Origin of the sequence: Allobosea sp. (assembly GCF_051860145.1) — a bacterium.
GTDB lineage: Bacteria > Pseudomonadota > Alphaproteobacteria > Rhizobiales > Beijerinckiaceae > Allobosea.
Window position 1 is genome coordinate 196,389 of record NZ_JBHYEM010000005.1, and the last position, 24,627, is coordinate 221,015.

Annotated in this window: 22 protein-coding genes; 8 read left to right on the forward strand and 14 right to left on the reverse strand. The window is 68.6% G+C overall.

Features of this window, described 5'->3' with window-relative positions; translation table 11 throughout:
- Window positions 1-101 precede the first annotated feature (101 nt).
- Window positions 102-527, forward strand: a complete 426-nt coding sequence (locus ACTIF2_RS11050; RefSeq protein WP_439497111.1) for a peptidoglycan L,D-endopeptidase MepK — start codon at window positions 102-104, stop codon at window positions 525-527.
- Between the two features lie 8 nt (window positions 528-535).
- Here ACTIF2_RS11050 and ACTIF2_RS11055 read toward each other — a convergent pair whose 3' ends face one another.
- Window positions 536-1,000, reverse strand: coding sequence for a nucleoside deaminase (locus ACTIF2_RS11055; protein WP_439497112.1), 465 nt, complete (start codon window positions 998-1,000; stop codon window positions 536-538).
- A 625-nt stretch (window positions 1,001-1,625) separates the two neighbouring features.
- On the opposite strand from ACTIF2_RS11055, the gene ACTIF2_RS11060 reads away from it, so the two are divergent.
- The 5 genes from ACTIF2_RS11060 to ACTIF2_RS11080 all read left to right on the forward strand — a co-directional run bounded on the left by ACTIF2_RS11060 (window position 1,626) and on the right by ACTIF2_RS11080 (window position 5,431).
- Entirely contained in the window at window positions 1,626-3,197 is a 1,572-nt protein-coding gene (locus ACTIF2_RS11060) for a pseudouridine synthase (RefSeq protein WP_439497286.1), read from the forward strand.
- Between the two features lie 12 nt (window positions 3,198-3,209).
- A complete protein-coding gene (rsmD, locus tag ACTIF2_RS11065) occupies window positions 3,210-3,770 on the forward strand; it encodes a 16S rRNA (guanine(966)-N(2))-methyltransferase RsmD (RefSeq protein ID WP_439497113.1) in 561 nt (186 codons plus the stop codon).
- 184 nt (window positions 3,771-3,954) lie between these two features.
- Complete coding sequence (locus tag ACTIF2_RS11070) at window positions 3,955-4,614, forward strand: hypothetical protein (RefSeq protein WP_439497114.1); 660 nt, start codon at window positions 3,955-3,957, stop codon at window positions 4,612-4,614.
- Window positions 4,611-4,985, forward strand: a complete 375-nt coding sequence (locus tag ACTIF2_RS11075) for a DUF2019 domain-containing protein (RefSeq protein WP_439497115.1) — start codon at window positions 4,611-4,613, stop codon at window positions 4,983-4,985. Before ACTIF2_RS11070 ends, ACTIF2_RS11075 begins: the two co-directional genes overlap by 4 nt.
- Before the next feature lie 74 nt (window positions 4,986-5,059).
- Complete coding sequence (locus ACTIF2_RS11080; protein ID WP_439497116.1) at window positions 5,060-5,431, forward strand: DUF2019 domain-containing protein; 372 nt, start codon at window positions 5,060-5,062, stop codon at window positions 5,429-5,431.
- Window positions 5,432-5,434: 3 nt separating this feature from the next.
- Here ACTIF2_RS11080 and mutL read toward each other — a convergent pair whose 3' ends face one another.
- The 9 genes from mutL to ACTIF2_RS11125 all read right to left on the reverse strand — a co-directional run bounded on the left by mutL (window position 5,435) and on the right by ACTIF2_RS11125 (window position 17,407).
- The gene (mutL, locus tag ACTIF2_RS11085; protein WP_439497117.1) at window positions 5,435-7,240 is read right to left on the reverse strand and encodes a DNA mismatch repair endonuclease MutL; all 1,806 of its coding nucleotides are present in this window, start codon (window positions 7,238-7,240) and stop codon (window positions 5,435-5,437) included.
- Between the two features lie 144 nt (window positions 7,241-7,384).
- A complete protein-coding gene (locus ACTIF2_RS11090; protein ID WP_439497118.1) occupies window positions 7,385-8,707 on the reverse strand; it encodes a glucose-6-phosphate isomerase in 1,323 nt (440 codons plus the stop codon).
- A 38-nt stretch (window positions 8,708-8,745) separates the two neighbouring features.
- A complete protein-coding gene (locus ACTIF2_RS11095) occupies window positions 8,746-10,041 on the reverse strand; it encodes a M16 family metallopeptidase (RefSeq protein WP_439497119.1) in 1,296 nt (431 codons plus the stop codon).
- 57 nt (window positions 10,042-10,098) lie between these two features.
- Complete coding sequence (locus ACTIF2_RS11100) at window positions 10,099-11,391, reverse strand: M16 family metallopeptidase (protein WP_439497120.1); 1,293 nt, start codon at window positions 11,389-11,391, stop codon at window positions 10,099-10,101.
- Between the two features lie 99 nt (window positions 11,392-11,490).
- A complete protein-coding gene (locus ACTIF2_RS11105; RefSeq protein WP_439497121.1) occupies window positions 11,491-12,153 on the reverse strand; it encodes a hypothetical protein in 663 nt (220 codons plus the stop codon).
- Window positions 12,154-12,239: 86 nt separating this feature from the next.
- Window positions 12,240-12,728 (reverse strand): signal peptidase II, encoded by a 489-nt coding sequence (gene lspA / locus ACTIF2_RS11110; RefSeq protein ID WP_439497122.1) that lies wholly within the window; start codon window positions 12,726-12,728, stop codon window positions 12,240-12,242.
- Window positions 12,725-15,685: an isoleucine--tRNA ligase gene (gene ileS / locus ACTIF2_RS11115; RefSeq protein WP_439497123.1), complete on the reverse strand. Its 2,961-nt coding sequence runs from the start codon at window positions 15,683-15,685 to the stop codon at window positions 12,725-12,727. Before ileS ends, lspA begins: the two co-directional genes overlap by 4 nt.
- 209 nt (window positions 15,686-15,894) lie before the next feature.
- On the reverse strand, window positions 15,895-16,878 hold the full coding sequence (locus tag ACTIF2_RS11120) for a bifunctional riboflavin kinase/FAD synthetase (protein WP_439497124.1): 984 nt from the start codon (window positions 16,876-16,878) through the stop codon (window positions 15,895-15,897).
- A gap of 85 nt (window positions 16,879-16,963) precedes the next feature.
- Window positions 16,964-17,407 (reverse strand): MaoC family dehydratase, encoded by a 444-nt coding sequence (locus ACTIF2_RS11125; protein WP_439497125.1) that lies wholly within the window; start codon window positions 17,405-17,407, stop codon window positions 16,964-16,966.
- Window positions 17,408-17,658: 251 nt separating this feature from the next.
- Between ACTIF2_RS11125 and ACTIF2_RS11130 the strand changes: the two genes are divergently transcribed.
- The gene (locus ACTIF2_RS11130; protein WP_439497126.1) at window positions 17,659-18,039 is read left to right on the forward strand and encodes a response regulator; all 381 of its coding nucleotides are present in this window, start codon (window positions 17,659-17,661) and stop codon (window positions 18,037-18,039) included.
- Window positions 18,040-18,054: 15 nt separating this feature from the next.
- Here ACTIF2_RS11130 and ACTIF2_RS11135 read toward each other — a convergent pair whose 3' ends face one another.
- The 3 genes from ACTIF2_RS11135 to ACTIF2_RS11145 all read right to left on the reverse strand — a co-directional run bounded on the left by ACTIF2_RS11135 (window position 18,055) and on the right by ACTIF2_RS11145 (window position 22,476).
- Entirely contained in the window at window positions 18,055-18,924 is an 870-nt protein-coding gene (locus ACTIF2_RS11135; protein WP_439497127.1) for a TIGR01459 family HAD-type hydrolase, read from the reverse strand.
- Between the two features lie 102 nt (window positions 18,925-19,026).
- Window positions 19,027-20,496, reverse strand: coding sequence for an EAL domain-containing protein (locus tag ACTIF2_RS11140; protein WP_439497128.1), 1,470 nt, complete (start codon window positions 20,494-20,496; stop codon window positions 19,027-19,029).
- Between the two features lie 138 nt (window positions 20,497-20,634).
- On the reverse strand, window positions 20,635-22,476 hold the full coding sequence (locus ACTIF2_RS11145) for a tetratricopeptide repeat protein (protein WP_439497129.1): 1,842 nt from the start codon (window positions 22,474-22,476) through the stop codon (window positions 20,635-20,637).
- 178 nt (window positions 22,477-22,654) lie between these two features.
- Between ACTIF2_RS11145 and aptA the strand changes: the two genes are divergently transcribed.
- The gene (gene aptA, locus ACTIF2_RS11150; protein WP_439497130.1) at window positions 22,655-23,995 is read left to right on the forward strand and encodes an omega-aminotransferase AptA; all 1,341 of its coding nucleotides are present in this window, start codon (window positions 22,655-22,657) and stop codon (window positions 23,993-23,995) included.
- A 125-nt stretch (window positions 23,996-24,120) separates the two neighbouring features.
- On the opposite strand, the gene ACTIF2_RS11155 is transcribed toward aptA, so the two are convergent.
- Window positions 24,121-24,624: a peptide deformylase gene (locus ACTIF2_RS11155; RefSeq protein WP_439497131.1), complete on the reverse strand. Its 504-nt coding sequence runs from the start codon at window positions 24,622-24,624 to the stop codon at window positions 24,121-24,123.
- Between the last annotated feature and the right edge of the window lie 3 nt (window positions 24,625-24,627).

Sequence of the window (24,627 nt, forward strand, 5' to 3'; positions counted from 1 at the left end):
CTGGCCGCTTGAGCGCCCTACGGGCCCAAACCGAACCGCTCAGCCAGACCAAGGAAATGGTGGCTTGAGTTGCCATTCCCCAAAAATCAGTTGAGTCAGTAATGCGTCAGTTCGTCATGGCTGCGATGGTCGCAGCCTGTCTGCCCCTATCCGCGCGCGCCAATATCCCCGTCGACAAAATCTCGTTCCAGCCCCAGGTGAAGGGTCTCGGCTGCCTCAAGCCCGAGACGCTGGCGATGATCAAGGAGCTGGTGGCGAAGATCGGCCCCATCCAGATCACCTCGACCTGCGGCGGCCGTCATGCCCGCCGCTCCCAGCATTATCGTGGCAATGCCATCGACTTCCGGCCGCTCGCGACATCGGCGCGCAAGGCCGTGGCCGCTGCGAAGACCCTCGAGAACCGGGGCGGCGTCGGCTCCTATTCGAACGGCGTCGTGCATGTCGATGTCGGCGAGCGCGAGATCGCTTGGTACGGGCACAAGCGCGCCAAGCGCCGCTATGCGCATGTCGCGCGCAACGGCCGCTGATCCAGCGGCTAACGCCGCTCCCTGAAGAAATCGCGCAGCAGCGTCGCCGCCTCGGTCTCGCTCAGGCCGCCATAGACCTCCGGCGCGTGATGGCAGGTCGGGCTCGCATAGAGCCTGACGCCGTTCTCGACGGCGCCGCCCTTCGGGTCGGAGGCGGCGAAATAGAGCCGCCTGATCCGGGCGAATGAGATCGCGGCCGCGCACATCGGGCAGGGCTCGAGCGTGACATAGAGGTCGCAATCGATCAGCCGCTCGCTGCCGATCTCCTCGCAGGCCAAACGCAGCGCCAGCATCTCGGCATGGGCCGTCGGGTCCTTGCGCTCGAGCGTGCGGTTGCCGGCGCCGGCCAGCACGACGCCGTCGCGCATGACCACGGCGCCGACCGGCACCTCGCCGCGCGCGCCCGCCGCCCGCGCCTCGGCGAGCGCCAGCGCCATCCCGTCCTCATAGCGTGCAGGCCTGGATTGCGGCATGCGACCTCTGCTTTGGCGCTCGCGGGCTGACAGGCGCTCTGCTACAAGCGCCGGCTGTGCAGGAGCGATGATGAGCGACGACAACAACCAGAAAAGCCGGGGTCCGCGCAAGGGCGGTGGATCTCGCGGCGGCGCCGGAGGCAAAGGCGGCGGTGGCTTCCGCGGCGGCGACGGCAAGGGCCGTGGCCCGGCGCGCGGCCGCCCGGCTTCGGGCGGCGAGCGCCCGTCATTCCGCGGTCGCCCGGGCGAGGACCGTCCGCATCGCAGCGCCAGCGAAGGCAGCGAGCGCCCGGCGCGCCGCTTCGACAAGCCCGCGGGCCAGCGGGACGGCGCGCCCCGTCCGCCGCGCGAGGGCGGCGAGAGGCCATTCCGCGCGCGGGCAGACGGCGAGCGCGCACCATTTCGCGGCCGTTCCAGCGACGAGCGCCCGCCTCATAGCTCGGCGGAGGGCGGCGAGCGCCCGGCCCGACGCTTCGACAAGCCCGCGAGCCAGCGGGACGCTGCGCCGCGCGGCGGCAATCGGGATGACGGCGCAAAGCGCTTCGACAGGCCGAAATTCGACAGGCCTGCGCGCCCGCGGCGCGAGGACGAGCGGCCGCGCCGCCCGCGCGGCGACGAGACCGAGGTGCAGACCGCAGCAGTCGCCCCCCTGCCCTCGCTGGAGCCGGAGCGCATCGCCAAGGTGATGGCGCGCGCCGGCGTCGCCTCGCGTCGCGACAGCGAGGCGATGATCGCGGAAGGCCGCGTCAGCGTGAACGGCAAGGTGATCGAGAGCCCGGCGCTCGATGTCGGACCGAGCGACGTGATCCTCGTCGATGGCGAGCCCTTGCCGGCACGTGAGCGCACCCGGCTCTGGCTCTATCACAAGCCGCGCGGGCTGGTGACGACGAACCACGATCCCGAGGGCCGCCCGACCGTGTTCGAGGCGCTGCCCGAGGACCTGCCGCGCGTGCTCTCGATCGGCAGGCTCGACATCAATACCGAAGGCCTGCTGCTGCTGACCAATGATGGCGGGCTGGCGCGCGTTCTGGAACTGCCCGAGACGGGCTGGCTCCGGCGCTACCGCGTGCGCGCCTTCGGCAGCGTGACGCAGGACAAGCTCGACACGCTGCGCGACGGCGTCAGCATCGAGGGTGTCAATTACGGGCCGGTCGTCGCGCGTTTCGAGCGCGAGCAGGGCTCGAACACCTGGCTCACCGTCGATCTGCGCGAAGGCAAGAACCGCGAGGTCAAGACCGTTCTCGAGCATCTCGGCCTCGCCGTGAACCGGCTGATCCGGGTGTCCTTCGGCCCGTTCCAGCTTGGCGACCTGCCCGAGGGCGAGGTCGATGAGATCCGCTCGCGCGTCATCAAGGACCAGCTCGGCGAAGAGCTGATGGCGAAGGCCGGCGTCGATTTCGAGGCGGCTCGCCGCGACGAGCTGCCGGCCCAGGCGAGGCCAGCGCCGAGCGGCGAGGATCGCCCGCGCCGGCGGGAGGGCGCCAAGCGCGGCGATGTCGAGCGGACACCTTCGCAGGACACCCGCAGCGAGAAGCCGTGGAAGCGCACCGTCTGGCGTGATGCCGAGGCCGAGCCGCAGCGCGAGCGGCGAGCGCCGCCCCGCCGGGGCGCCGACCCGAAGGAGGAGCGGCTGGCGCGCGAGGCGGCGGGCCAGGTCGCGCGCAAGCGCGGCGCACCGATCGCCGATCCCAAGGGCCGCCGCGTGCTGGTCGAGCGCGTCAGCGCGCCGGCCCGCGAGGACACGCCCGCGCGCAAGCCACGCGGCGAGCGTTCCGACGCCCCCTCCCGCGCGCCGCGCTCGCAGGAACGTGGCGATGCCGGGCGCAGCTTCGGCGAAAGGCCGGCGCGGCGGCCGCGCGAGGACATGGCCGGGCGGGATCGCACCGATGAGCGGCCCTGGCAGGAGCGAGCGCCACGCGGCGACCGCCCCGAGCGGGCTCCGCGCGAAGCGGGCGAGCGGCCGGCGCGGCGCTTTTCCGAGCGTCCCGGCGATGACCGGCCGCGCGGCCGCAGCTTCGGCGAGAGGCCTGCCGGCCGCTCCGGCGAGCGTCCGGCCGGGCGCGGCGCCGGGCCCAAGCCTGGTGGTGGCCGTCCGTTCGGCGGCAAGCCTTCCGGCGGCGGCAGACCTTCCGGCAGTGGCAAACCCGGCGGCCGGGGCCCGCGCCCCGGTGGCGGCGGGCGCGGCAAGCGTGACTGAGGACCTCGCGCGATGAGGATCGTCGGCGGCCGCTTCGGCGGCCGACCCCTTGCGGGACCGAAACCGGGGATCGGCACGATCCGGCCGACCTCGGACCGCTTGCGCGAATCGCTCTTCAACGTGCTGGCCCACGGCCATGGCGACGCGGTCGCCGGCGCGCGCGTGCTCGATCTGTTCGCCGGCACCGGGGCGATGGCCTTCGAGGCATTGTCGCGCGGCGCGGCCTTCGCGCTCCTCGTCGATGACGGCACGGAAGCGCGCGGCCTGATCCGCGAGAACCAGATGGCGTTCGGCGTCGCCGGTATCAGCCGCATCTTCCGCCGCGACGCGACGAAGCTCGGCCCGATCGGCCCGATGCCGCCCTTCGACCTCGTCTTCTGCGACCCGCCCTATCGCAAGGGGCTGGGCGAGAAGGCGCTCGCCTCGGCGCGCGACGGCGGCTGGCTGGCGGAGAGCGCGCTGGTGCTGCTCGAGGAGGCGGCGGGCGCCGAGATCACGCTGCCGGAGGGTTTCGCTCAGGTCGATCGGCGTGATTATGGCGAGACGCAGGTGATGTTCCTGCGGGTGGAGTGAGCGAATGCTTCGGCTCTGAGCGGGGATAGGATAGAGCTTATCCCCGGTCTGTTTTTCGCGCTTAGTCTCCGTATCCGTCGCGGAGCTGAACGCACGGATGCATTCCCCATCATCGATCGAATGTCGCGAGCGTGCCTCGCGGTTACGCTGAAACCTGCTCGCCAGCCATCTCGCCGGCGAACGCGTGCTGCTCGCCCTGGCGCGCCTGCGAGCACTCGTCGAGAAGGCCGGGTTCAACCCGGACCAGCCTCGCCTTCCGCCGGGCGGGCCCGGCGGCGGCCAATGGAACTACGAGGAAGGCTACGCGCAGGGCCGAAAGCCGGGCATCGGGCACAATGAAGGGCCGACGCTCGACCCGCCCGAGCCTCCCAAGGACCCGCCGAAAGACAAAGTCTCGAAAACGCAGGCGGCCAAGGCGTTGGCGAAAGAAATCGCACGCCGGGCGCTGCGGCGAGCTGGCCCCATCGGGGCCGCTATCACTGCAATCGACATCGGGCGTCGGCTTTACTCCGAGTATCCGTCGATCAGGTCGTATCAAGATAAGCCGCAGACACTCGGCGAGCTCCAGCAGAACGTCGGCAAGCGCCGGCCGGGTTATGAGGACCACCATATCGTCGAACGGATTGCGGGCAAAACCGGGGGGTTTCCGGACTCGATGATCAATGGGATCGACAATGTGGTCAGCGTCCCGAAATACCGGCATCATGTGATTAGCGGGTGGTACAATACCCCGAACAAAGATTTCGGAATGCAGAAGCCGCGTGACTATCTACGCGGAAAGGATTGGTCTGAGCATGTTCGCATCGGACATATGGCGATGCGACGTGCGGGAGTGCTCAAATGAAGCAGCCGCCAAACCTTAGCTCGTTGCAAAATGACGAAATCGTCAGGACCTTCGAGAAGCTCTGCATCGAGCAATACGATGCCATGGAGCGCGAAGAGCAGGGCCGGGTCAACCGCCTCTTCTGGCAGATCTACGGTCTTGAGGTTGAGCTCAAATCGCGTCCCGGTGACCAGCGGGGTATCCTCATGCAGCTCTTCGGCCATCCAAACATGCAGGTGCGGCTCACGGCCGCGCGTGCCAATCTCGCCGTAGACTATATCGCAGCACGGCGCGAACTTGAGGAAATCGTCAATTCACAATGGCAGCCTCAGGCCATGGATGCCGGCATCACGCTCGAGAATCTCGACACCGGTTTCTACCGGCCTACCTGAGCTTCACCGCCGTCCGAACAACCTCGATAGATCGGCCGACGGTGACTACGCTGGGTGGAATTCGGAGTGCTGAAATGAGTGCTTCTAAGCTCAAGTCACTTTCGACGACCGATCTCAAGCTCATGTTCGAGAAGCTGTGCATCGAGCAATACGATTCCTTGGAACGCGACGAAATCGCTGCCTTCAACCGTCGATACGACAAGATTCAAGCGATCGAGGACGAACTGAAATCCCGCCCCGGTGACCAGCGGCGTGTGCTCATGGAGCTCTTTGGCCACCCGAATATGCAGGTCCGTCTTACGGCGGCACGCGCCAACCTCGCCGTGGACTATGTCGCCGCCCGACGCGAGATTCAGGAAATCGTCGATTCGAAATGGTTTCCGCAGGCGGGCGACGCCGGCATGACGCTCCATTTTCTCGACACCGGCTTTAACCGGCCGACCTGACGCTCACCGCCGCCCGAACAGCTTCTCGATATCGCTGAGCTTGAGTTCGACATAGGTCGGCCGACCGTGATTGCATTGGCCTGAATTCGGCGTGACCTCCATCTCGCGCAGCAGCGCGTCCATCTCCTCGGGACGCAGGCGGCGGCCGGCCCGCACCGAGTTGTGGCAGGCCATCGTCGCCAGCACATGGTCGAGCCGGCGTTCCAGCGAGCCGGAATCGCCATGCTCGGCGAGGGTGTCGGCGACGTCGCGCACCAGCTTCTGCAGGTTGCCGCCGGCAAGCGCGCTCGGCGCCTCTCGCACCAGCACGGCGCCCGGTCCGAAGGCTTCCAGGACGAGGCCGAGCGAGGCGAGTTCCGGGGCCGCCGCATTCAGCCGGTCGGCATCGACCGGATCGAGCTCCACCACCTCGGGCAGCAGCAGCGGCTGGCGCGCGATGCCGGTCCTGGCGCGCTCGGCCTTGAGGCGCTCATAGACCAGCCGCTCATGCGCTGCGTGCTGGTCGACGATGACCATGCCGTCGCGGGTCTGGGCGAGGATATAGGTCTCGTGGACCTGGGCGCGGGCGGCGCCGAGTGGGCGGTCGAGCGCGTCCGGCGCCGGCTCGGCGAGATGCGCCCGCGCATCGGCCGAGGGCTGCGCGAAACCGGTGAACCCAGCCTGCCGCGCCTCGGCCAGCCCTGCCGATGCGGGCGCCCAGGCGGGTGCCCCGGGCAGGACCGGACGCTGGATCGAACTATTGCCGCCGGCGCCGGCGAAGACCGCGCGGAAAGCCTCCAGCGTGCGGGCGCCGCCCGTCGTCGTGGCGCGATGGCCGGCCTCGGCCAGCGCCGCCTTCAGGCCGGAGACGACGAGGCCGCGCACCAGCGCGGGGTCGCGGAAGCGGACCTCGCTCTTGGCCGGGTGGACATTGACGTCGACGAGGCGCGGCTCGCAGGAGACATCGAGGAAGAGCACCGGATGCCGGTCCGACGGGACGACATCGGCATAGGCGCCGCGCACCGCCGAGAGCAGCAGCTTGTCGCGCACCGGCCGGCCATTGACGGCGAGATGCACGCCGGCCGAGGTGCCGCGATGGAAGGTCGGCAGGCCGGCGAAGCCGTGGACGCCGAAGCCTTCGCGCGCAGCGTCGAGCCTGAGCGCGTTCTCGGGAAAGTCGCGGCCGAGCGCGCGCGACAGCCGGCGCAGCTGGCCTTCCTCGCCGAGCGGCTCCGCCGGCCAGTCGAAGCCGGTGACATGGTCGCCGTCGAGGGAGAAGCGGATCGCCGGATGGGCGATGGCGAGGCGGCGCAGCATGTCGGAGACGGCCTGCGCCTCGGCGCGGTCGCTCTTCAGGAATTTCAGGCGCGCCGGGGTGAAGATGAAGAGGTCGCTGACCTCGATGCGCGTGCCTTGCGCAGCCGGCGCCGGACGCACGACGCCCTTCTCGCCCGCCTCGACGACGAGGCTGTGGCCCTGTCCCGCCTCGCGCCGGCGGGTGGTGATGGCGAGCCGGGCGACCGAGCCGATCGAGGGCAGCGCCTCGCCGCGGAAGCCGAGCGACTGGATCGCGAAAAGATCGCCGTCGGGCAGCTTGGAGGTGGCGTGGCGCTCGACGGCGAGCGCCAGATCCTCGGGCGACATGCCGATGCCGTCATCGACGACGCGGATCAGCTCGCGCCCGCCGGCCGCGATCGTCACCGCGATCGCGCGCGCGCCGGCGTCGATCGCGTTCTCGACCAGCTCCTTCACCGCCGCGGCCGGCCGCTCGATCACCTCGCCGGCGGCGATGCGATCGACCAGGACAGGATCGAGGCGGCGGACGGTCATGGAGGTCCTATCGGGCAGCCGGTCTGAGCGCGTCATTCTCGGGCGAAGCGAAGCGAAGACCCGAGAATCTCAGGACCAGCGATCTCTGGTTTCCGAGATGGTCGGGTCAAGCCCGACCATGACGAAGGAGGCGCAACCGAATCGTCAGCCACGTCCCTCGGCAAGATAGCGCTTGGCGAGGATCTTCGCCTCCTCGACCGCCGGCTGGTCGAACGGATCCACACCTATGGCGTAGCCGGTGAGGATCGTCTCCAGCATGAAATGCATCAGGATCTCGCCATGCACGGTCTCGTCGACATGGTCGACATGGAGACGGCGCACGGCCCGGCCGTTCTTCGCGAAGGTGTCGATCATGGCAACGCCCTGCGCGGCGACGAGATCGCCGATCGTCTTGCCGGCGAAATCCTCCTCGCCGATCTTGCCGGCGAGCGTCGCGTCGATCTTCGGCCCCTTGCCCTTGGCGCCAACGGTCAGCACCGTGAAGAACTTGTCCTTCGGCCCGGCGAGATAGAGCTGCTGCTGCGAATGCTGGTCGACGGGGCCGAGCGCCGAGACCGGCTGTGTGCCCTGCCCGTCCTTGCCGAGGCTCTCGGCCCAGAGCTGGACCCACCAGCGCGTCAGCAATGCCAGCCTGTCGGCATAGGGCATCAGCACGGCGATGCCCTTGCCGGAGCGCATCGCGGCGAGATGCAGCGCCGCGCCGAGCGCAGCGGGAACCTCGCGCACGCCCTTGCCGGCGAGCACCGGCGCCAGCGCCTTGGCCGCGCCCTGGCGCAGCGCCGCGACATCGAGGCCGAGCGTCGCCGCCGGCAGCAGGCCGCAATTGGTCAGCACCGAATAGCGTCCGCCGACCCCGGTATGATGCTCGAGGAAGGGCGTGCCGAACGGTTCCAGCAGGGCGCGCAGCGGATGCAGCTTGCCGGGCTTGGCCGGTTCGGAGAGGCCCTGGAAATGCCGGCCGAGATCGGCATCGGCAATGCCGGCGCCGCGCAGGGCGGTGATCGCCGCGATGGTCTGCAGCAAGGTCTCGCCGGTGCCGCCGGATTTGGAGATGGCCACGAATTTCGTGGTCTTCAGCGGCAGCTTCGCCAGCAGGTCGGCGTAGGTGACCGGGTCAAGATTGTCGATGAAGTGGACGCGCGGGACCGGCAGGAAGCTGGAGAGGCCGGCGATGCCGTAGCCGGTGAGCTGGGCCAGGGTCTGACCGCCGAGGCTGGAGCCGCCGGTGCCGAGCACGAGGATGTCGCTCGCGCCCTCGCGCAGGCGTTTCGCCGCCGCCTGGATCGCAGGCAGGTCGGCCGTTTCGGCAGGCAGGCCGAGCAGCGGCAGCGATTTCGCCTCGGCCTCGCCCTTGAGCCGCGCCAGCGCCGGGCCGAGATCGGCCAGCGCCGTCTCGAAAGCGGCATCCGGGATGCCGCCGGCGCCGACACCGGATTCGAGTGCGAGGTCGAAGCTTTGCTGCAGCATGGCGAGAGATCCGTTTGGTCGTTGGAAATGAGAACCCGTCAGACGAGGCCCACAGGGCGCCCCACCGCCTGGACGAGCAGGCGCGGATCGCCGAAGAGGCGCTTGGCGACGCGCTTGACGTCGGCCAGCGTCACAGCCGCGAAGAGGCGATTGCGCTCGGCCAGGAAATCCGGCTCGAAACCGTTGATGGCGAGGCCGAGCAGCTCCGCGGCGATCTTCGGCGAGGTGTCGAAGCGCAGGGGATAGGAGCCGATGATATAGCGCTTGGCCTCCTCGACCTCATGCTCGCTCGGCCCCTCATTGGCGAGCTTCGCCATCTCCTCGCGAATGACGGTGAGCGATTCCGCGGCACGGTCGTTGCGGGTCGCGGTGCCGCCGACGAGCATGGCGCTTTGCCGCAGCGGCAGCAGGCTCGACGAGACGCCATAGGCGAGGCCGCGCTTCTCGCGGACCTCGAGGAAGAGGCGCGAGGTGAAGGCGGAGCCGCCGAGAATGTGGTTGAGCACGCTCGCCGTGATGAAATCGGGGTCGCGGCGCATCAGGCCCGGGCCGACGAAGCGCAGCACGGTCTGCGGCACGTCGAGATCGACGACATGGGTCTCGCCAAGGCCCTGGAGCGGGACGGGATCGGCCGGCAGCAGGCGCGGCGCCCCGGCGGGAAGCGCGCCGAAGACCTGGTCGAGCCGCTTGGCCAGTTCGTCGGCAGCGATGTCGCCGACGACGACGATCTTGAGGCCGGCGCGCGCCAGCAAGTCGCGCGAGAGCGCCTTGAGGCCGGCAGCCTCCATGCGCGAGACGCTGTCGATATCACCCTTCTCCGGGCGGCCATAGGGATGGCCGGGATAGGCGGCCGCATAGAGCGCGTTGCGGCAAAGGACCTCGGGATTCTGGGCCTGGCGCTGCAGGCCGGCGATCACCTGCGCCTTCACCCGGGCCACCGCATCGGCATCGAAACGCGGCGCGTTGAGCGCCAGCGCCAGCAGCGCGAAAGCCTCGTCGCGATGGGTCGACAAGGTCTGGAGCTGGCCATGGAAATCGTCGCGACGGGCGTCGAAGCTGAGATTGATGGCATGGTCGGCGAGCCGGCCATGGAAGGCCTCGGCGTCGAGATCGCCAGCGCCCTCGTCGAGCAGGCCGGAGACCAGATAGGCGCTGCCGGCGGCGTTCTCGGGATCGCGGGTCGCCCCGCCGTCGAAGGCGAAATCGATCGCGATCAGCGGCAGGCTGTGCTCCTCGACCAGCCAGGCCTCGACGCCGGAGGTCGAGCGGACCTTCTGGACGGCCAGCGACGGGCCGGAAAGTGTGGAGGCTGCGGCGGGGATGGGCGCGTTCATGTCGCTTCCTGACGGCGGGACGCCATGGCCCCGCCCGCATGAGAGAAGGGCGCGGGCTCAGGCCGCCGGCAACAACAGGCCGGTGACCGACCGGTCGGGGCGGAGATAGCGGCGCGCGACCTCGATGACGGCCTCCCGCGTCACGCTTTCGATGCGCTCGGGCCAGGCCAGCACGTCCTCGACCGTCTCGCCGACGGCGAGCGAGGCACCGAAGATGCGGGCGAGCGAGGATTGGCTGTCGCGGGCGAAGACGGTTTCCGCCACCAGCCGCGTTCGGGCGCGGGCGAGTTCGAGCTCGCTCGGTCCATCGGCCAGGAACGTCGCGAGCGCCGCGTCGAGGCCGGCTTCAAGCTTGGCCATGTCCGTGCCAGGCCGCGGGCTGGCCGAGAGCTGGAAGGCGGCGCGGTCGACCATCGAGCCCATGAAATAGGCGCTGGCGCCGGCCGCGATCTCCTCTTCGGCGCAGAGCCGGCGATAGAGCCGCGAGGTGGTGCCGCCGCCGAGGATCTCGGCGGCCAGCTCGAGCGCGAAGACCTCGCCGCGGTCGCCGCTGAGATAGGTCGGGGTCAGCCAGCCGCGCCGCAAGGACGGCTGACGGACACGCGGATCGCTCAGCGAAACCCGACGCTCAGCCCGCGGGTCGGGCTCGGAAGGACGCTTGCGCGCCGGGGCTTCACCCCGTGCCGCGATCTTGCCATAGGTCGCCTCGGCCAGCTTGCGGGTCTCGTCCAGATCGGTGTCGCCTGCGACGACGAGGATCGCGTTCTCGGGGGTGTAGAAGCGCTGGTAATAGGTGAAGGCGTCGGCGCGGGTCAGCCCCTCGATCTCGTGCTCCCAGCCGATGATCGGCGTTCCGTAGGGGTGATGCACGAACAGCGCCGAGGAGAATTCCTCGCCGAGCTGGGCGGCCGGATCGGCGTCGACGCGCATGCGGCGCTCTTCCAGCACGACGTCGCGCTCGGGCGCGACCACGGCCTCGTCGAAGGAGAGGCCGGTCATCCGGTCGGCCTCGTAATCCATCATCGCGCGCAGATGCTCCTTCGGCACGCGCTGGAAATAGGCGGTGTAGTCGAAGGAGGTGAAGGCGTTCTCCTGCCCGCCATAGCCGGCGACGATCTTGGAGAACTCGCCGGCCGGCCAGCGGGCCGTGCCCTTGAACATCAGATGCTCGAGGAAATGCGCGATCCCCGACTTGCCGGCCGGATCGTCGGCCGAACCGTTACGATACCAGACCATGTGGGTGACGACAGGCGCGCGCCGGTCCGGAACGACCACGACATCGAGCCCGTTCTCGAGCCGGAAGGCTTCGACCGGCACGGACAGTCTCGCAGTCGGGGCATGGATCGTCATCGCGGGAGGGAACCTTCGCGGCAGGAGTGACCTTCGATATAGGCCGTGCTCAAGCGCCGCGCCAGAAGGCGCGCGCAGTCGAAACGCTGCAGCGGGCGCTCAGCGCGTGACCGGCGGCGGCAGACCCTGCGCGAATTCCTTCTGGCCAGTGCTCTCGGACCGGTCCTCGCGAGGACCGTCCCTGCCCGGGCCGAGTGGCGCGCTGCCGGCCGGCAGGCGATAGCCGGTCGGCGGATCGGACAGATGGCGCCGCTGCGGCTCCGAGCCGTAGACCAGCTTCGAGGTATCGTCGGCGCTCTGGCGCGAGGCGAGTTCCTTGCCGACGCGGATCGGCCCGATATTCTCCTCGTAGGTGTCGGAACCGCGCGACGGCCCAGGTCCGGAACCCTGGCCCGGCAGGCGTCCGCGGCGGATCTCCTCCTGGCTCAGGAGGGGACGCTGGTTCTCGCGATATTTCTCGCGGCGCGTCGCGGGCAGGAACGTATCCTCGGCGGCAGCGCGACGGGCGGCGACATCGGGATCGTTCGGCCAAGCGGCCGTGCGCTCGCTTGCCGGATCCTGTGGGCGCGGCAGGGCGGAGGACGGCGGCACCACCAAGGGCGGGCGCTGGCGGTACTCGATATCCGGGCCCTCGCCGGGCATCACGCCCATGCTGCGCAGGACTTTCTGGAAAAGCATGCCTTCCTGCGCGGCGGCGGGAAGCGCGGCCAGCAACAAGCTCCCGGCAAGCAGGGTGCGAATTGCGCGAGCGCGATGGGCCATCTCAAAACCTCCGTGAAGGAACGCGCGTTCCTGTCCGTGTTCCGCCGTGCATGCACCAAGGGAAGGGCAAAACCATGGCGGGTGCCTCAAACCTGAGCAGGTTTCGAGGCGTCAGGGCGGAAGGACTCATACAGGAGACCGAGCACCCCGACAACGATTGCCGCATCGGCAATGTTGAAGATGTACCAGCTGAAGCTGCCATAATACAAATGGACGAAGTCGACGACGGCGCCATAGACCGCCCGGTCGACGCCGTTGCCGAGCGCACCGCCGATGATCAGCGCGAGGCTGACGACGGTGAGCCGGTTGGTCGCTCGCCACATCCAGCGCCCGAGCCAGATCACCGCGGCGAAGGACAGAACCACCAGCGCCCAGCGGCCCAGATCGGTGCCCTGCTGGAAGAGCCCGTAGGAAATGCCGCGATTCCAGGCGAGCACGATGTTCATGAACGGCGTCAGCGCATAGGGCCCGGTCTCGGCCAGGCGCAGGCCGAAGAGCAGCCAGAGCTTGAGCGCCTGGTCCGCGACGAAGACCAGCGCGACGATCCAGATTCCGAAGCGGCGCAGCGACGTCATCGCCCCGCCGCCCGGCCGAGTTCACGCAAGGCCTTGGCGTCGCGGGGCGTCACGTCCGGATGATCGCGCTCGGCCGTCGCCGGGTCGAAATATTTCCAGGAGCGGGCGCATTTCACGCCGGCGGCGCGCTGCGGAACGACAGCGACGCCCGGCACCTCGGCCAGCCTGAAGGCGTCTTCCGGCCCCTCCCCGGTGACGATCGCGATGCCCGAGGTGATGCAGATCTCGGCGAGATCGAGCCCCGAGAGAGCGGCGCGCAGATCGGGATCGGCGATATGCACCAGCGGCGCCGCCTCCAGCGAGGAGCCGATGCGCTTGGCGGCCCGCTCCAGCTCGAGTGCGCCGGTGACGACGCGGCGGACGCGGCGGACCTTGGCCCAGCGCTCGGCCAATTCGGGATCGAGCCAGCGCTGCGGCGCCTCCGCAAAGGCTTCGAGATGGACCGAGCCATCGAGCGCCTTCTGCTCGGGATAACGCTCGAGCCAGGCTTCCTCCGTCGTGAAGACCAGGATCGGCGCAAGCCAGGTCGCCAGGCTGCGGAAGAGATGGTCGACCACCGTCAGCGCGCTCTTGCGGACATGGCTCGACAGCGGGTCGCAATAGAGCGCGTCCTTGCGGATATCGAAATAGAAGGCCGAGAGCTCGGTGTTCATGAACTGCGAAAGCAACGTCACGACCCGCTTATAGTCATAGGTGCGATAGGCGTCCTCGACCTGCGGGCCGAGCTCGGCCAGCCGATGCAGCATCAGCCGTTCCAGCTCGGGCATCGAGGCCGGTTCGGTGACGCGGATATCCTCGCTGAAATGAGCGAGCGTGCCGAGCATCCAGCGCATCGTATTGCGCAGCTTGCGATAGGTCTCGACGAAGGTCTTGAGGATCTCCTTGCCGATGCGCAGGTCGTCGGAATAGTCGGCCGCCGCGACCCAGAGGCGCAGGATGTCGGCGCCGGATTCCTTGATGACCTCCTGCGGCGCGGTGACGTTGCCCTTCGACTTCGACATCTTCTCGCCCTTCTCGTCGAGACAGAAGCCGTGGGTCAGCACCACGTCGAAGGGCGCGCGGCCGCGCGTGCCGCAGCTTTCGAGCAGGCTCGAATGGAACCAGCCGCGATGCTGGTCCGAGCCCTCGAGATACATCACCCGGTCATTGCCGCCCTCGCCGCGCCGGCGCGCCCGCAGGTCGGGACGCTTCTCGAGCGTGAAGGCATGGGTCGAGCCGGAATCGAACCAGACGTCGAGCACGTCGGTGACGCGCTCGTATTTGGCCGGGTCGTAGCCGAAGGGGGTCAGGAAGCGGGCGCCGTCGGTGTCGGTGAACCAGGCATCGGCGCCCTCGGCCTCGAAAGCCTCGGCGATGGCGGCGTTGACCTTCGTGTCGACCAGGATCGTGCCGGCCTCCTTCTCGACGAAGACGGTGATCGGCACGCCCCAGGCGCGCTGGCGCGAGACGACCCAGTCGGGCCGGTTGGCGATCATGCCGGTGATGCGGTTCTCGCCGGCCGCAGGCACCCATTCGGTGTCGCGAATGGCGCCGAGCGCGACCTCGCGAAGGGTGCGGTTGCCGAGCGAGGCGACCGCCTTGTCCATGGCGATGAACCATTGCGGCGTGTTGCGGAAGATCACCGGCTTCTTCGAGCGCCAGCTATGCGGGTACTGGTGCTTCAGCCGGCCGCGCGCGACGAGATGGCCCGAGGCCGCGAGCGCCTTGATGACGGCGTCGTTGGCATCGCCCTTCTCGCCCTTGTCGGTGATGACCTGCCTGCCCTCGAAGCCAGGCGCCTCCTTGGTGAAGCGGCCATCGGCATCGACGGTGTAGGGGATGCGCGTCTCGATGCCGCGCTCGGCCAGCTTGCGGCCATTGGCCATCCAGATGTCGAAGTCCTCGCGGCCATGGCCGGGCGCGGTGTGGACGAAGCCGGTGCCGGCATCGTCGGTGACATGGTCGCCGTCCAGCAGGGGAACGTCGAAATCATAGCCCTGGCCGCGCAGGGGGTGGGCGCAGGTCGCGCCGTCCAGCTCCGCTCCAGCCACGTCGCGAACCAGCTCGAAGGCATCGACCTTCGCCGCCTTGAAGACGGACTCGGCCAAGGCCTTGGCGAGCACATAGGTCGCGCCGGCCTTGGCCCAGTTGCCCTCGGGGGCAGCGGTGACGCGATAGAGGCCATAGGCGATCTTGTTGTGGAACGAGATCGCGCGGTTGCCCGGGATCGTCCAGGGCGTGGTCGTCCAGATGACGACCGAGGCACCCGCAAGGCCGCCCGCCGAAACGATCGGAAACGCCACGAACACCGTGTCGCTGGTGTGCTCCTCGTACTCGACCTCGGCCTCGGCCAGCGCGGTCTTCTCGACCACCGACCACATCACCGGCTTAGAGCCGCGATAGAGCTGGCCGGTCTCCGCGAACTTCATGATCTCGCGGGCGATCTGCGCCTCGGCCGGATAGGCCATGGTCAGATAGGGATCGTCCCAATCGCCCTCGACGCCGAGGCGCTTGAACTCCTCGCGCTGGACGCCAACCCAGTGCTCGGCGAAGGACCGGCATTCCTTGCGGAACTCGACGACCGGCACGTCGTCCTTGTTCAGGCCCTTGGCGCGGTACTGTTCCTCGATCTTCCACTCGATCGGCAGACCGTGGCAGTCCCAGCCCGGCACGTAATTGGCGTCCTGCCCGAGCATCTGCTGCGAGCGCACGACCAGGTCCTTCAGCACCTTGTTGAGGGCATGGCCGATATGGAGATGGCCGTTGGCATAGGGCGGGCCGTCATGCAGCACGAAGCGCTCGCGGCCCTTCGCAGCCTCGCGCAGCTTGCGGTAGAGATCCATCCTGTCCCAGCGCGCGAGCAGTTCCGGCTCGCGCTGCGGCAGGCCGGCACGCATCGGGAACTCGGTCTGCGGCAGGAACAGCGTCTGCGAATAGTCGACGGCTTTGGTCGGGGCGGTGCTGGACTGGTCGGTCATGATCCGGCTCGGGCATCTCGGACTGGCGGGCCAGGCAATGCTGGCGCGGCGCGCGGGTCCTGCGGAAAGGGAAAAGCGTCGGTCATCCCGGCTTGCGCAGGCGCCCGCGCATCAGCGCAGGGCAGCGTCAGCCGGGCCCGTAATTCGCCGTGCAAACTCTATGATCTGGGCGCGATGAGCGAGCATGAAGGGCTTCTAGCAGGGCGGCATCAGGGAAGGAAGGGCGGTGTTTGCGCCAGAATGGCGCGGGCGCGGGCGCTGTCGGCGTCCATTTGCACGATCAGCGCCTCGAGCGAGGCGAACTTCTCCTCGCCGCGCAAATAGGCCACCAGCGCGACATCGACGGTCCTGCCGTAAAGGTCGCCGGTAAAATCGAAGAGGAAGGTCTCGAGGCGCGGCGCGCCGTCGTCGAAGGTCGGCCGGCTGCCGAAGCTGGCGACACCGTCGCGCCAGACGCCGTCGAGCTTCATGCGGACGGCGTAGATGCCGTATTTCAGGCGGCAGTCGCGCGGCAGATGCATGTTCGCGGTCGGATAACCGAGATCGCGCCCGCGCTTGTCGCCATGGGCGATCTCGCCGCGCACGAACCAGGGCCGCCCGAGGAAATCCGCGGCGCGCGCGACATCGCCTTCTTCCAGCGCCATGCGGATCAATGTCGAGGAGACCGGCTCGCCCGCCCAGGAATAGGGCGCGACGACCGCGACCGGCACGCCGGCCGCCCCTGCCCTCGCCTGCAGCATCTCGGGCGAGCCGGCGCGGCCCTTGCCGAAATGGAAATCATAGCCGCAGACGATGCCGGCCGCGCCGAGCCGGCCGAGCAGGAGATCGTCGACGAAGCGCTCCGCGCTGATCGCGGCGACGTCACGGTCGAAGGGCAGAACGAAGCTTCGACTGAGCCCCGCCTGCGCGAGCAATTCGAGCTTCACCTCGGGCGAGGTCAGGCGGAAGACCGGCTGATCGGGCCTGAAGACGGTTCGCGGATGCGGCTCGAAGGTGAAAGCAGCAGCCCGCACGCCGCGCTCCGCTGCCATCCCGGCGGCAATGCGCGTCAACTCGGCATGGCCGCGATGGACGCCGTCGAAATTGCCGAGCGCCAGGACCGCGCCGCGAAGCGCGTCCGGCACGGCTGCGTCGCCATCAAGGACGAAGACTTGGAGCTGGCCGGAGATCGGCGCAGCGGCAGGACGGGTCATGGCTCGAAGAATTCCGCCTCGGCGGGGCATCCCCGCGCGGCGCAGTCAATGGCCGCTCGGGCGGGCAGCGTCAAGGATGCCGGGGTCAGGCTTTCTTCTGGGCCGGCGGCAGAGCGACCCAGGCCTCGCCCTCGAGCACGGCCTTGCCGTCGACGACGCATTCGCAGAACAGGCGGGCGCGGCGGCGCTCCGCCACCAGTTCCACGACCTCGACCCGCGCCGTCACCACGTCGCCGATCTTGACCGGGGCCAGGAAGGTCAGGGTCTGCGAGAGATAGACCGCGCCAGGCCCCGGCAGCCGGGTTCCGAGCAGGGCCGAGACCAGGCTCGCGGTCAGCATGCCATGGGCGATGCGCTGGCCGAACTTGGTGCTGGCGGCGTAGCGGTCACAAAGATGGATCGGGTTGGCGTCACCCGACAATTCGGCGAAGAGCGAGACGTCGCGCTCCATCACCGTGCGCATCAGGCTTTCGCTCTGACCGATGGATAGGTCCTCGAAGGCGTGGACCCTGTAGGAGGTGGCGTTCATGGCTGCCGCTTCGATCCAGTCTTGCTGCGCTGCAATTTCGCGGCGCAGCATAGAATGTCACAGCGATCCGGGATAGGCCATGCGACTTTGGTGCCGCAGGCGCGGCGCTTTCCGTTGCGTCACTTCAGCACCGAATTAACGGCTTTGAAACGCCGGTGTTCTATGACCCTTGACCCATGGCCGCCGCCCTGAGATGGCAGCCCCGCGCACGGGTATCGCCCCGTGCCGCAGTCGTTACCTGGAGCACCACCATGGCTCTCGATCCGTCCATGCCCATCCTCGTGGTCGACGACTACCAGACCATGGTCCGGATCATCCGGAACCTGCTCAAGCAGCTCGGCTTCGAGAATGTCGATGACGCCTCGGACGGCTCAAGCGCGATCGCCAAGATGCGCGACAAGAAGTATGGCCTCGTCATCTCGGACTGGAACATGGAGCCGATGACCGGCTTCGAATTGCTGCAGCGCGTCCGCGAGGAGGATTCGCTCGCGGAGACACCGTTCATCATCGTCACGGCCGAATCGAAGACCGAGAACGTCATCGCCGCCAAGAAGGCCGGCGTGAACAACTACATCGTCAAGCCGTTCAACGCGCAGACGCTGAAGGTCAAGATCGAGTCGGTCTGCCACTGAGTTGAGCGGCGCGGCTCACCAGACGAGATGCGGCATCGCGTAGTCGGGCCGATGGGTCTGGCGGGCGAACCAGCCATGACGCTCCTCCCAGGACCGCTCGACCAGATCCTGCGCGTGAATGCCGGCCAGCACCATGACGCTCGCCGCGCCAAAGCCATTCGCACCCGCGATATCGGTGCGGATCGCGTCGCCAATGGCGCAGATCCGGTCTGAGGCGATCGGCCGGCCGCGCTGCTCCTCGGCCAGATCCACCGCCATCTCGTAGATCGGTCGATGCGGCTTGCCGGCATAGATCGTCTGGCCGCCGAACTGCTCGTAGGCCAGCGCCAGCGAGCCGGCGCAAGGCACGATGCGGCCGCCACGATCGACGACCAGATCGGGATTGGCGCAGATCATGACGAGGCCGCGCGCGGCGAAATCGGCGAACAACCCGGCATAGCTGTCGGCCGTCTCGGTCTCGTCGTCGAACAGCCCGGTGCACAGCACGTAGCGCGCCTCGTCCGGCGCGACGCGCGGCGCATCGAGGCCGGCGATCAGCGGCAGGTCGCGGTCGGGACCGAGCATGAAGACCGGCTCGCCGGCCCGCTCCTCGATCAAGGCGCGGCAGACATCGCCGGAGGTCACGATCGCGTCGAAAGCCTCGTCCGGCACGGCGAGGCGCGCGAGCTGCACGGCGATCTCGCGGCGCGGACGCGGCGCGTTGGTCACCAGCACGACGGAGAGGCCGCGCTCCCGCATCGCGACGAGCGCATCGCAGGCCTCGCGATGCGCCGCCACCCCGTTATGGACGACCCCCCAGATGTCGCACAGGCAGAGATCGAAGCGATCGACGATCTCGGAAAAGCCGGTCAGCGCCGCGGTGGAAGGAGTTTGGGCTGGCTGCAAGGCTAGGCTCCGCTGGGTCGAGGGCAGTGTCGGCGGGTCTCCGAGGACCGCCCGCGCAACGCCGCTTTAGGACGGCAGCCACTCTCGGGATAGGGCCATTCGTCAGGCGCTGGCGCGGCGCAGCACCGCACGGAAGGGCAGCCGCTCGGGCTTTTCCTCCGGTTGGGGCGGCAGGGCGGCGGCTGCGGCAAGGGGCGAGACCGCGCCCGGATAACCCAGAATCTCCGCCGCGATCCGCGGTGCGGGCTTGGCAGCTTCCGGGACCGGCGCCGCCGGCTTGACGGTCTCCGGATCGGCGAAGACATCGGGCTTGACCGGGCGCGGCGGCGAGAAGACCAGGCCCTGCGCATGGGTCACGCCGAGCTCGATCATATCGGCGACCGTCGGATCGTCCTCGATCTTCTCGGCGACGAGGACGATCGAGGCCCGCGCCAGCTGTGCGGAGAGGTCGCCGGCCGCGATATCGGTCGAGGACCGGCCATCGGCTTCGGCCTGCAACAGCGCGGCCGGCACCTTGACGAACCTGACCCCGCGATCGTGAAGCGAGACCGGATCGAGCCTGAGATCGCCGACCTGATCGAGCGCGAAACGCACGCCATTGGCCGACATCGCCCCGAGCAGGCCAAGGCTGGTCGGCTCGAGCGCCCGGAACACCCGCTGCGGCATCTCGATCACGAGATGGCCGGCATGCTCGCGGTATTTGTCGAGGATACGCGAGAGCGTCACCAGCGCCTGCGACGAGCCCCAGGTCGCGCTGCTGAAATTGCAGGAGACGAACAGGTTGCCGTCCTTGGAGCCGAGATGACGCGCGATCGCCAGCGCGCGCGTCAGCACGAGGGCGTCCAGCGTCGGCCCGAAGCCGCGCTCCTCGACGATCGCCAGGAACTCCGCCGGAAGCAGCAAGGTGGTCTCGTCGAGCCGCAGGCGCACCAGCGCCTCGTAGCCGCGTGTCCGGCGCTGCGGCAATTGCACGATCGGCTGGAGGTGAACCTCGACCTTGCCGTCCGCCAGCGCGGTGCTGATGACGGCCGCCCGCTCCTCGGCCACGCGCAGCTGCTCGGCCTGGACGGCCTGCGCCCGCTCGGCGGCCAGCGTGTCCCGGCGCCGTGCCGGCTCCGCAGCCGACAAGGCCGGAACAGGAGCCGCACGGCGGCTCTGCGCCGCGGCCGTGAGCTGGGCATCGTGATCGGCAAGCGTCGTTGCGATCTGCTGCAGCAGGTCGCCGAGCAGCCCGACCTCGGCCGTCAGCTCGTTGATCGCGGCACGGGCGGGGATGGCGTCGGCTTCGCGCATCGGCATCTGCTCGACGCGCTGCGCCAGACTATCGAGCTTGATCGCATTCGTGGCCAGCCGCACCTTGACCTCGCCGATCGCCGCGAAGGCCTGCTCGCGCTGCGCCGCGGCGCGCCGCTCATACAGCTTCAGCGACATGGCGAAGCCGGCCCCCGTCAGGACGAGCCCGATCGCGTTGGCCAGGGCGCCCGGCATCAACAGGACCGCGGCTGCGCCTGCGGCCAGGCCGGTGACGGCGCTGGCGAGGGGATGCAGGGCGGTAAGGCGGACAGGGGCCAAGGCGACGACCGCGCAAGAGGTTGATGAGGGGAACGCGACGAATCACTGCGTAGCGCCCACAATACCGGCCTGCTCGCGTGCACGCGAGGGTCGACGCGTGAAAACGGTGGAGCACGAACTCCCCCGCCGACCCGTGGGCTAGTGCGCGCGGCTCGCCTCGATCCTGGAGACGCCGATATCGGCGATGATCCGGTCCGCGACCGCGGCCCCGAAGCCCTTGCGGGACAGGTACTGGCGGGCATCGAGCGCGAAGGCTGGCGCCATCTGGGCCAGCCTTCGCAAGGTCGTGGCGGCGCCCTGCTCGTCCCCCTTCCTGATGTATTGCAGCGAGCGCCCGATCAGGCTGAGCGGGTTCTCATCCGCGACGAGGATCGCGGCATGGGTCTCGGCAAGCTTGTCATTGCCCATCAGATGGGCCGCCAGGAAGGCGTAGAAATCGTACCAGGACGGCCGGCCGCTGCTCAGTTCGACGGCGCGCTGGAGCAAAGGCAGGCCCTCGGCGGGCCGGTCGACCTGGACATAATGGGCGCCGAGATCGGCCATGATGTCCGGATCATAGGGATTGCGGCTGAGCGCCTCCTGCCCGGCCTTGAAGGCGTCCTCGAGTGCGCCACGGGCGAAATACACGTCCATCATCGCCTGCTGCGCTCGCGCGCTCGACGGCGCGAGCCTGACCGCGGTCAAAGCGGCGCTCAAGGCGCGATCGAGAGGTGACCCGGGCAGCGGGTTGAAGCCGGAGATGTGCTCCTCGAGGGTCAGCAGCGCGAGATGCGACCAGGCCGGAGGGAAGGCCGGGTCCTTTTCGATCACCCCATCCAGGCAGGTCCGGGCGGCGAGATGGTCCTCCGCCTTCATGGTGCGCCGGAAGTTGAGCGCCAGGAAAATGCAGCGCATCGGCGATGGCGGCGAGGACTGGCGATAATCGGCATGGATGATGCCGAAGGGCTCGGCGAGACGGATCGCCAGGCGACGGGCGATCTCCGACAGCTCCGGATCCTCGGCGCCCTTCGTCAACGTGCGGATGGCGGATGTCGTCCAGACGATGCGCCGGTCCTTGGTCGAGCGCAGGCGGCCGAGACCCTCGGTCGCTCCACCCTGCCGGGTGGCGTTCATCTCGAAGACGTAGTCCACGCCGTCGAGCGGGTCTCCTCCCCCCTCCGGCGCCTTGACCGTCACCAGGTCGTCGAACCGCGCCACGGCGTCGACGAGCAGCCGCGTGAAGGCGCGCAGGACCTCGTCGAGCACCGGGTCGTCTCCCGTCTTGCTGATCGAGACGGCGATCATCGGCAAATGCGTCGGCACGGTCGTTCCCGAGAGCCGCGTCGCCTGTTCGCTCAGGCGCGTCTGCTGGGTCGCGGGATCGCGAATGGGCGCCTGCTCCGCCGGCATGTCGCGGTGCCAGGTCGCCAAAGGCAGCAGCACCAGCGCCAGACAGAACACGCCGAGCCAGTGCCTGGCTCCAAGCCTCGCCCGCTGTGGGGCGGCGGGACGAGCAGGCGGCCTGACCGGCGCCGTGCCCGAGAAGGGCGCCGGCTCGACCTCGGGTTCGCTGTCCCGCGCGGGATCATGGCCTTGCGCAGGGGCCTTGCCTTGAACGGCATCCTGCGCCGGCTGCGAGACCTGCTCAAAGACAGGTGCATAACCTCCGACCGGCATCGAGATGCGGATCGCCTCGCCGGCGCCATCGCTTTGATAATATTGGCTCAACGCCTTGCGCAGCCGCCCGGCCTCGACGCGCACGATCGGATCGGCCTGCGGGTCGAAATCGGCTGGACGGCCGAACGCCTCCACCGCGATGGTGTAGCCCTTGAGCTCCGAACTGCGCCCCTCGAGGCTGCGTTCGACGACGAAACTGAGGAAGGCTGAGAGCTGCGGCGCACTCCGAAACGCATCGGACTCGAGCGCGTGCTCCAGCGCGGTACGAACAGCATCAGGCTCCGGCTCGGCAAGCCGGTCCGTCTCGTGGCTGCTCTCGACCATTGGAGCGTGGTCCAGGTTGCCCCCCTTGGGTAAGCTACTTCAGAATGGACGTTGCGTCACTCGCGGCGCGGTGGCGGCCGGGTGATCGCGGCGCGCAGTGGTGCCCCGCCTCGCCGACAATTTACAGCCTGCTTTCTCCTGTTAGGTTGAGAGAAGCTTAACTGGACAGGACCCGTCGATGAACCCCGCACCGCTCCCGATCGGCACTCCCAACGATCTCGAAGCCTATTGGATGCCGTTCACGGCGAACCGGTCCTTCAAGCAGAACCCGCGCATGATCGCCCGGGCGGAAGGAATGTTCTACTACACGCCGGAGGGCAAGCCGGTGATGGACGGTACCGCCGGGCTCTGGTGCTGCAATGCCGGCCATGCGCGCGAGCCGATCATCCAGGCGATCCAGGCGCAGGCGCGCGAGCTCGACTACGCCCCCTCCTTCCAGTACGGCCACCCGAAAGTCTTCGCCGCAGCCGCGCGGATCGCAGCGCTGGCGCCGGGCGATCTCGACCATGTCTTCTTCGCCGGCTCCGGCTCGGAAGCGGCGGATTCGGCGCTGAAGATCGCGCTCGCCTACTGGAACGTCTCGGGCAAGGGCTCGAAGACCCGGCTGATCGGCCGTGAGCGCGGCTATCACGGCGTCGGCTTCGGCGGCATCTCGGTCGGCGGCATGGTCAACAACCGCAAGTTCTTCGGCGGGCTCCTGACCGGCACCGACCATATCTCGCATACCTATGACCGCGAGAAGCAGGCCTTCAGCAAGGGCGAGCCGGAGTATGGCGCGCATTTCGCCGACGATCTCGAGCGTGTCGTCGCGCTGCATGACGCCTCGACCATCGCCGCCGTCATCGTCGAGCCGATGGCCGGCTCGACCGGGGCGCTACCGCCGCCGAAGGGCTATCTCAAGCGCCTGCGCGAGATCTGCGACAAGCACGGCATCCTCCTGATCTTCGACGAGGTCATCACCGGCTTCGGCCGGCTCGGCTTCGCCTTCGCCGCCGAGCGCTACGGCGTCATCCCCGACATGATCACCTTCGCCAAGGGCGTGACCTCGGGCACGGTGCCGATGGGCGGCGTGATCGTGCGCAAGCATGTCTACGACGCCTTCATGAACGGCCCCGACAACGTCATCGAGCTCTTCCACGGCTACACCTATTCCGGCCACCCGCTGGCGGCTGCGGCCTCGCTGGCATCGCTCGACATCTATCGCGAGGAGGGCCTGTTCGAGCGCGCCCGGGCGATGGAGCCGATGTGGGCGGATGCGATCATGAGCCTGAAGGGCGAGCCCAACGTGGTCGACATCCGCACATTGGGTCTGGTCGGCGCCATTGACCTGGCGCCGCGGGCGGAGGGCGCCGGCAAGCGCGGCTACGAGTTCATCGACCGCGCCTTCCACGAGGAGGGCCTGATGATCCGCACCGCAGCCGACACGATCGCCTTCTCGCCGCCGCTGATCATCAGCGAAGCGCAGGTCGAGGAGCTGGTGGAGAAGCTGCGCCGGGTGATCCGCGCGGTGGCGAACTGAGGCGATCGGGCGTCATTCTCGGGCGAAGCGAAGCGCAGACCCGAGAATCTCTGCCAGGAAGAGGCTAAATGGCGCCCTCGCCGGCCGGAGATGCTCGGGTCAAGCCCGAGCATGACGCTCTGCCGTCAGAGAGTTACCCCCCGCCGCAACTTATTGTAGCGGGCAATGAGCCGGTCGCGTTTCAGGCGCGACAGGCGATCGAGCCAGAAAACGCCGTCGAGCTGGTCGATCTCGTGCTGGTGGCAGACCGCCCAGAACCCGTCGACCTCCTCGCTCCGCTCCACGCCGTCCAGATCGCGATAGCGCAGCCTTACGCGCGCATGCCGCTCGACGTCATCGGTCACGCCGGCCATGGAGACACTGCCCTCGGTGTGACGGATCATCTCCGGCGAGGCCCAGACGAGCTCCGGATTGACGAAATTCCGCACCTCGCCGGGTGACAGTTCCAGCACGACGACACGGCTAAGCACGCCGATATGCGGTGCCGTGATGCCGATACCGGGCGCGGCGCGCATGGTGTCGAGCAGATCGGCCGCGAGCGCGCTCAAGTCGGCGTCGAAGCGCATGACCGGCTGCGCGGGACGGCGCAGCCGGGGATCGGGGAAGGCGATGATCGGCCGGACGGCCAAGGC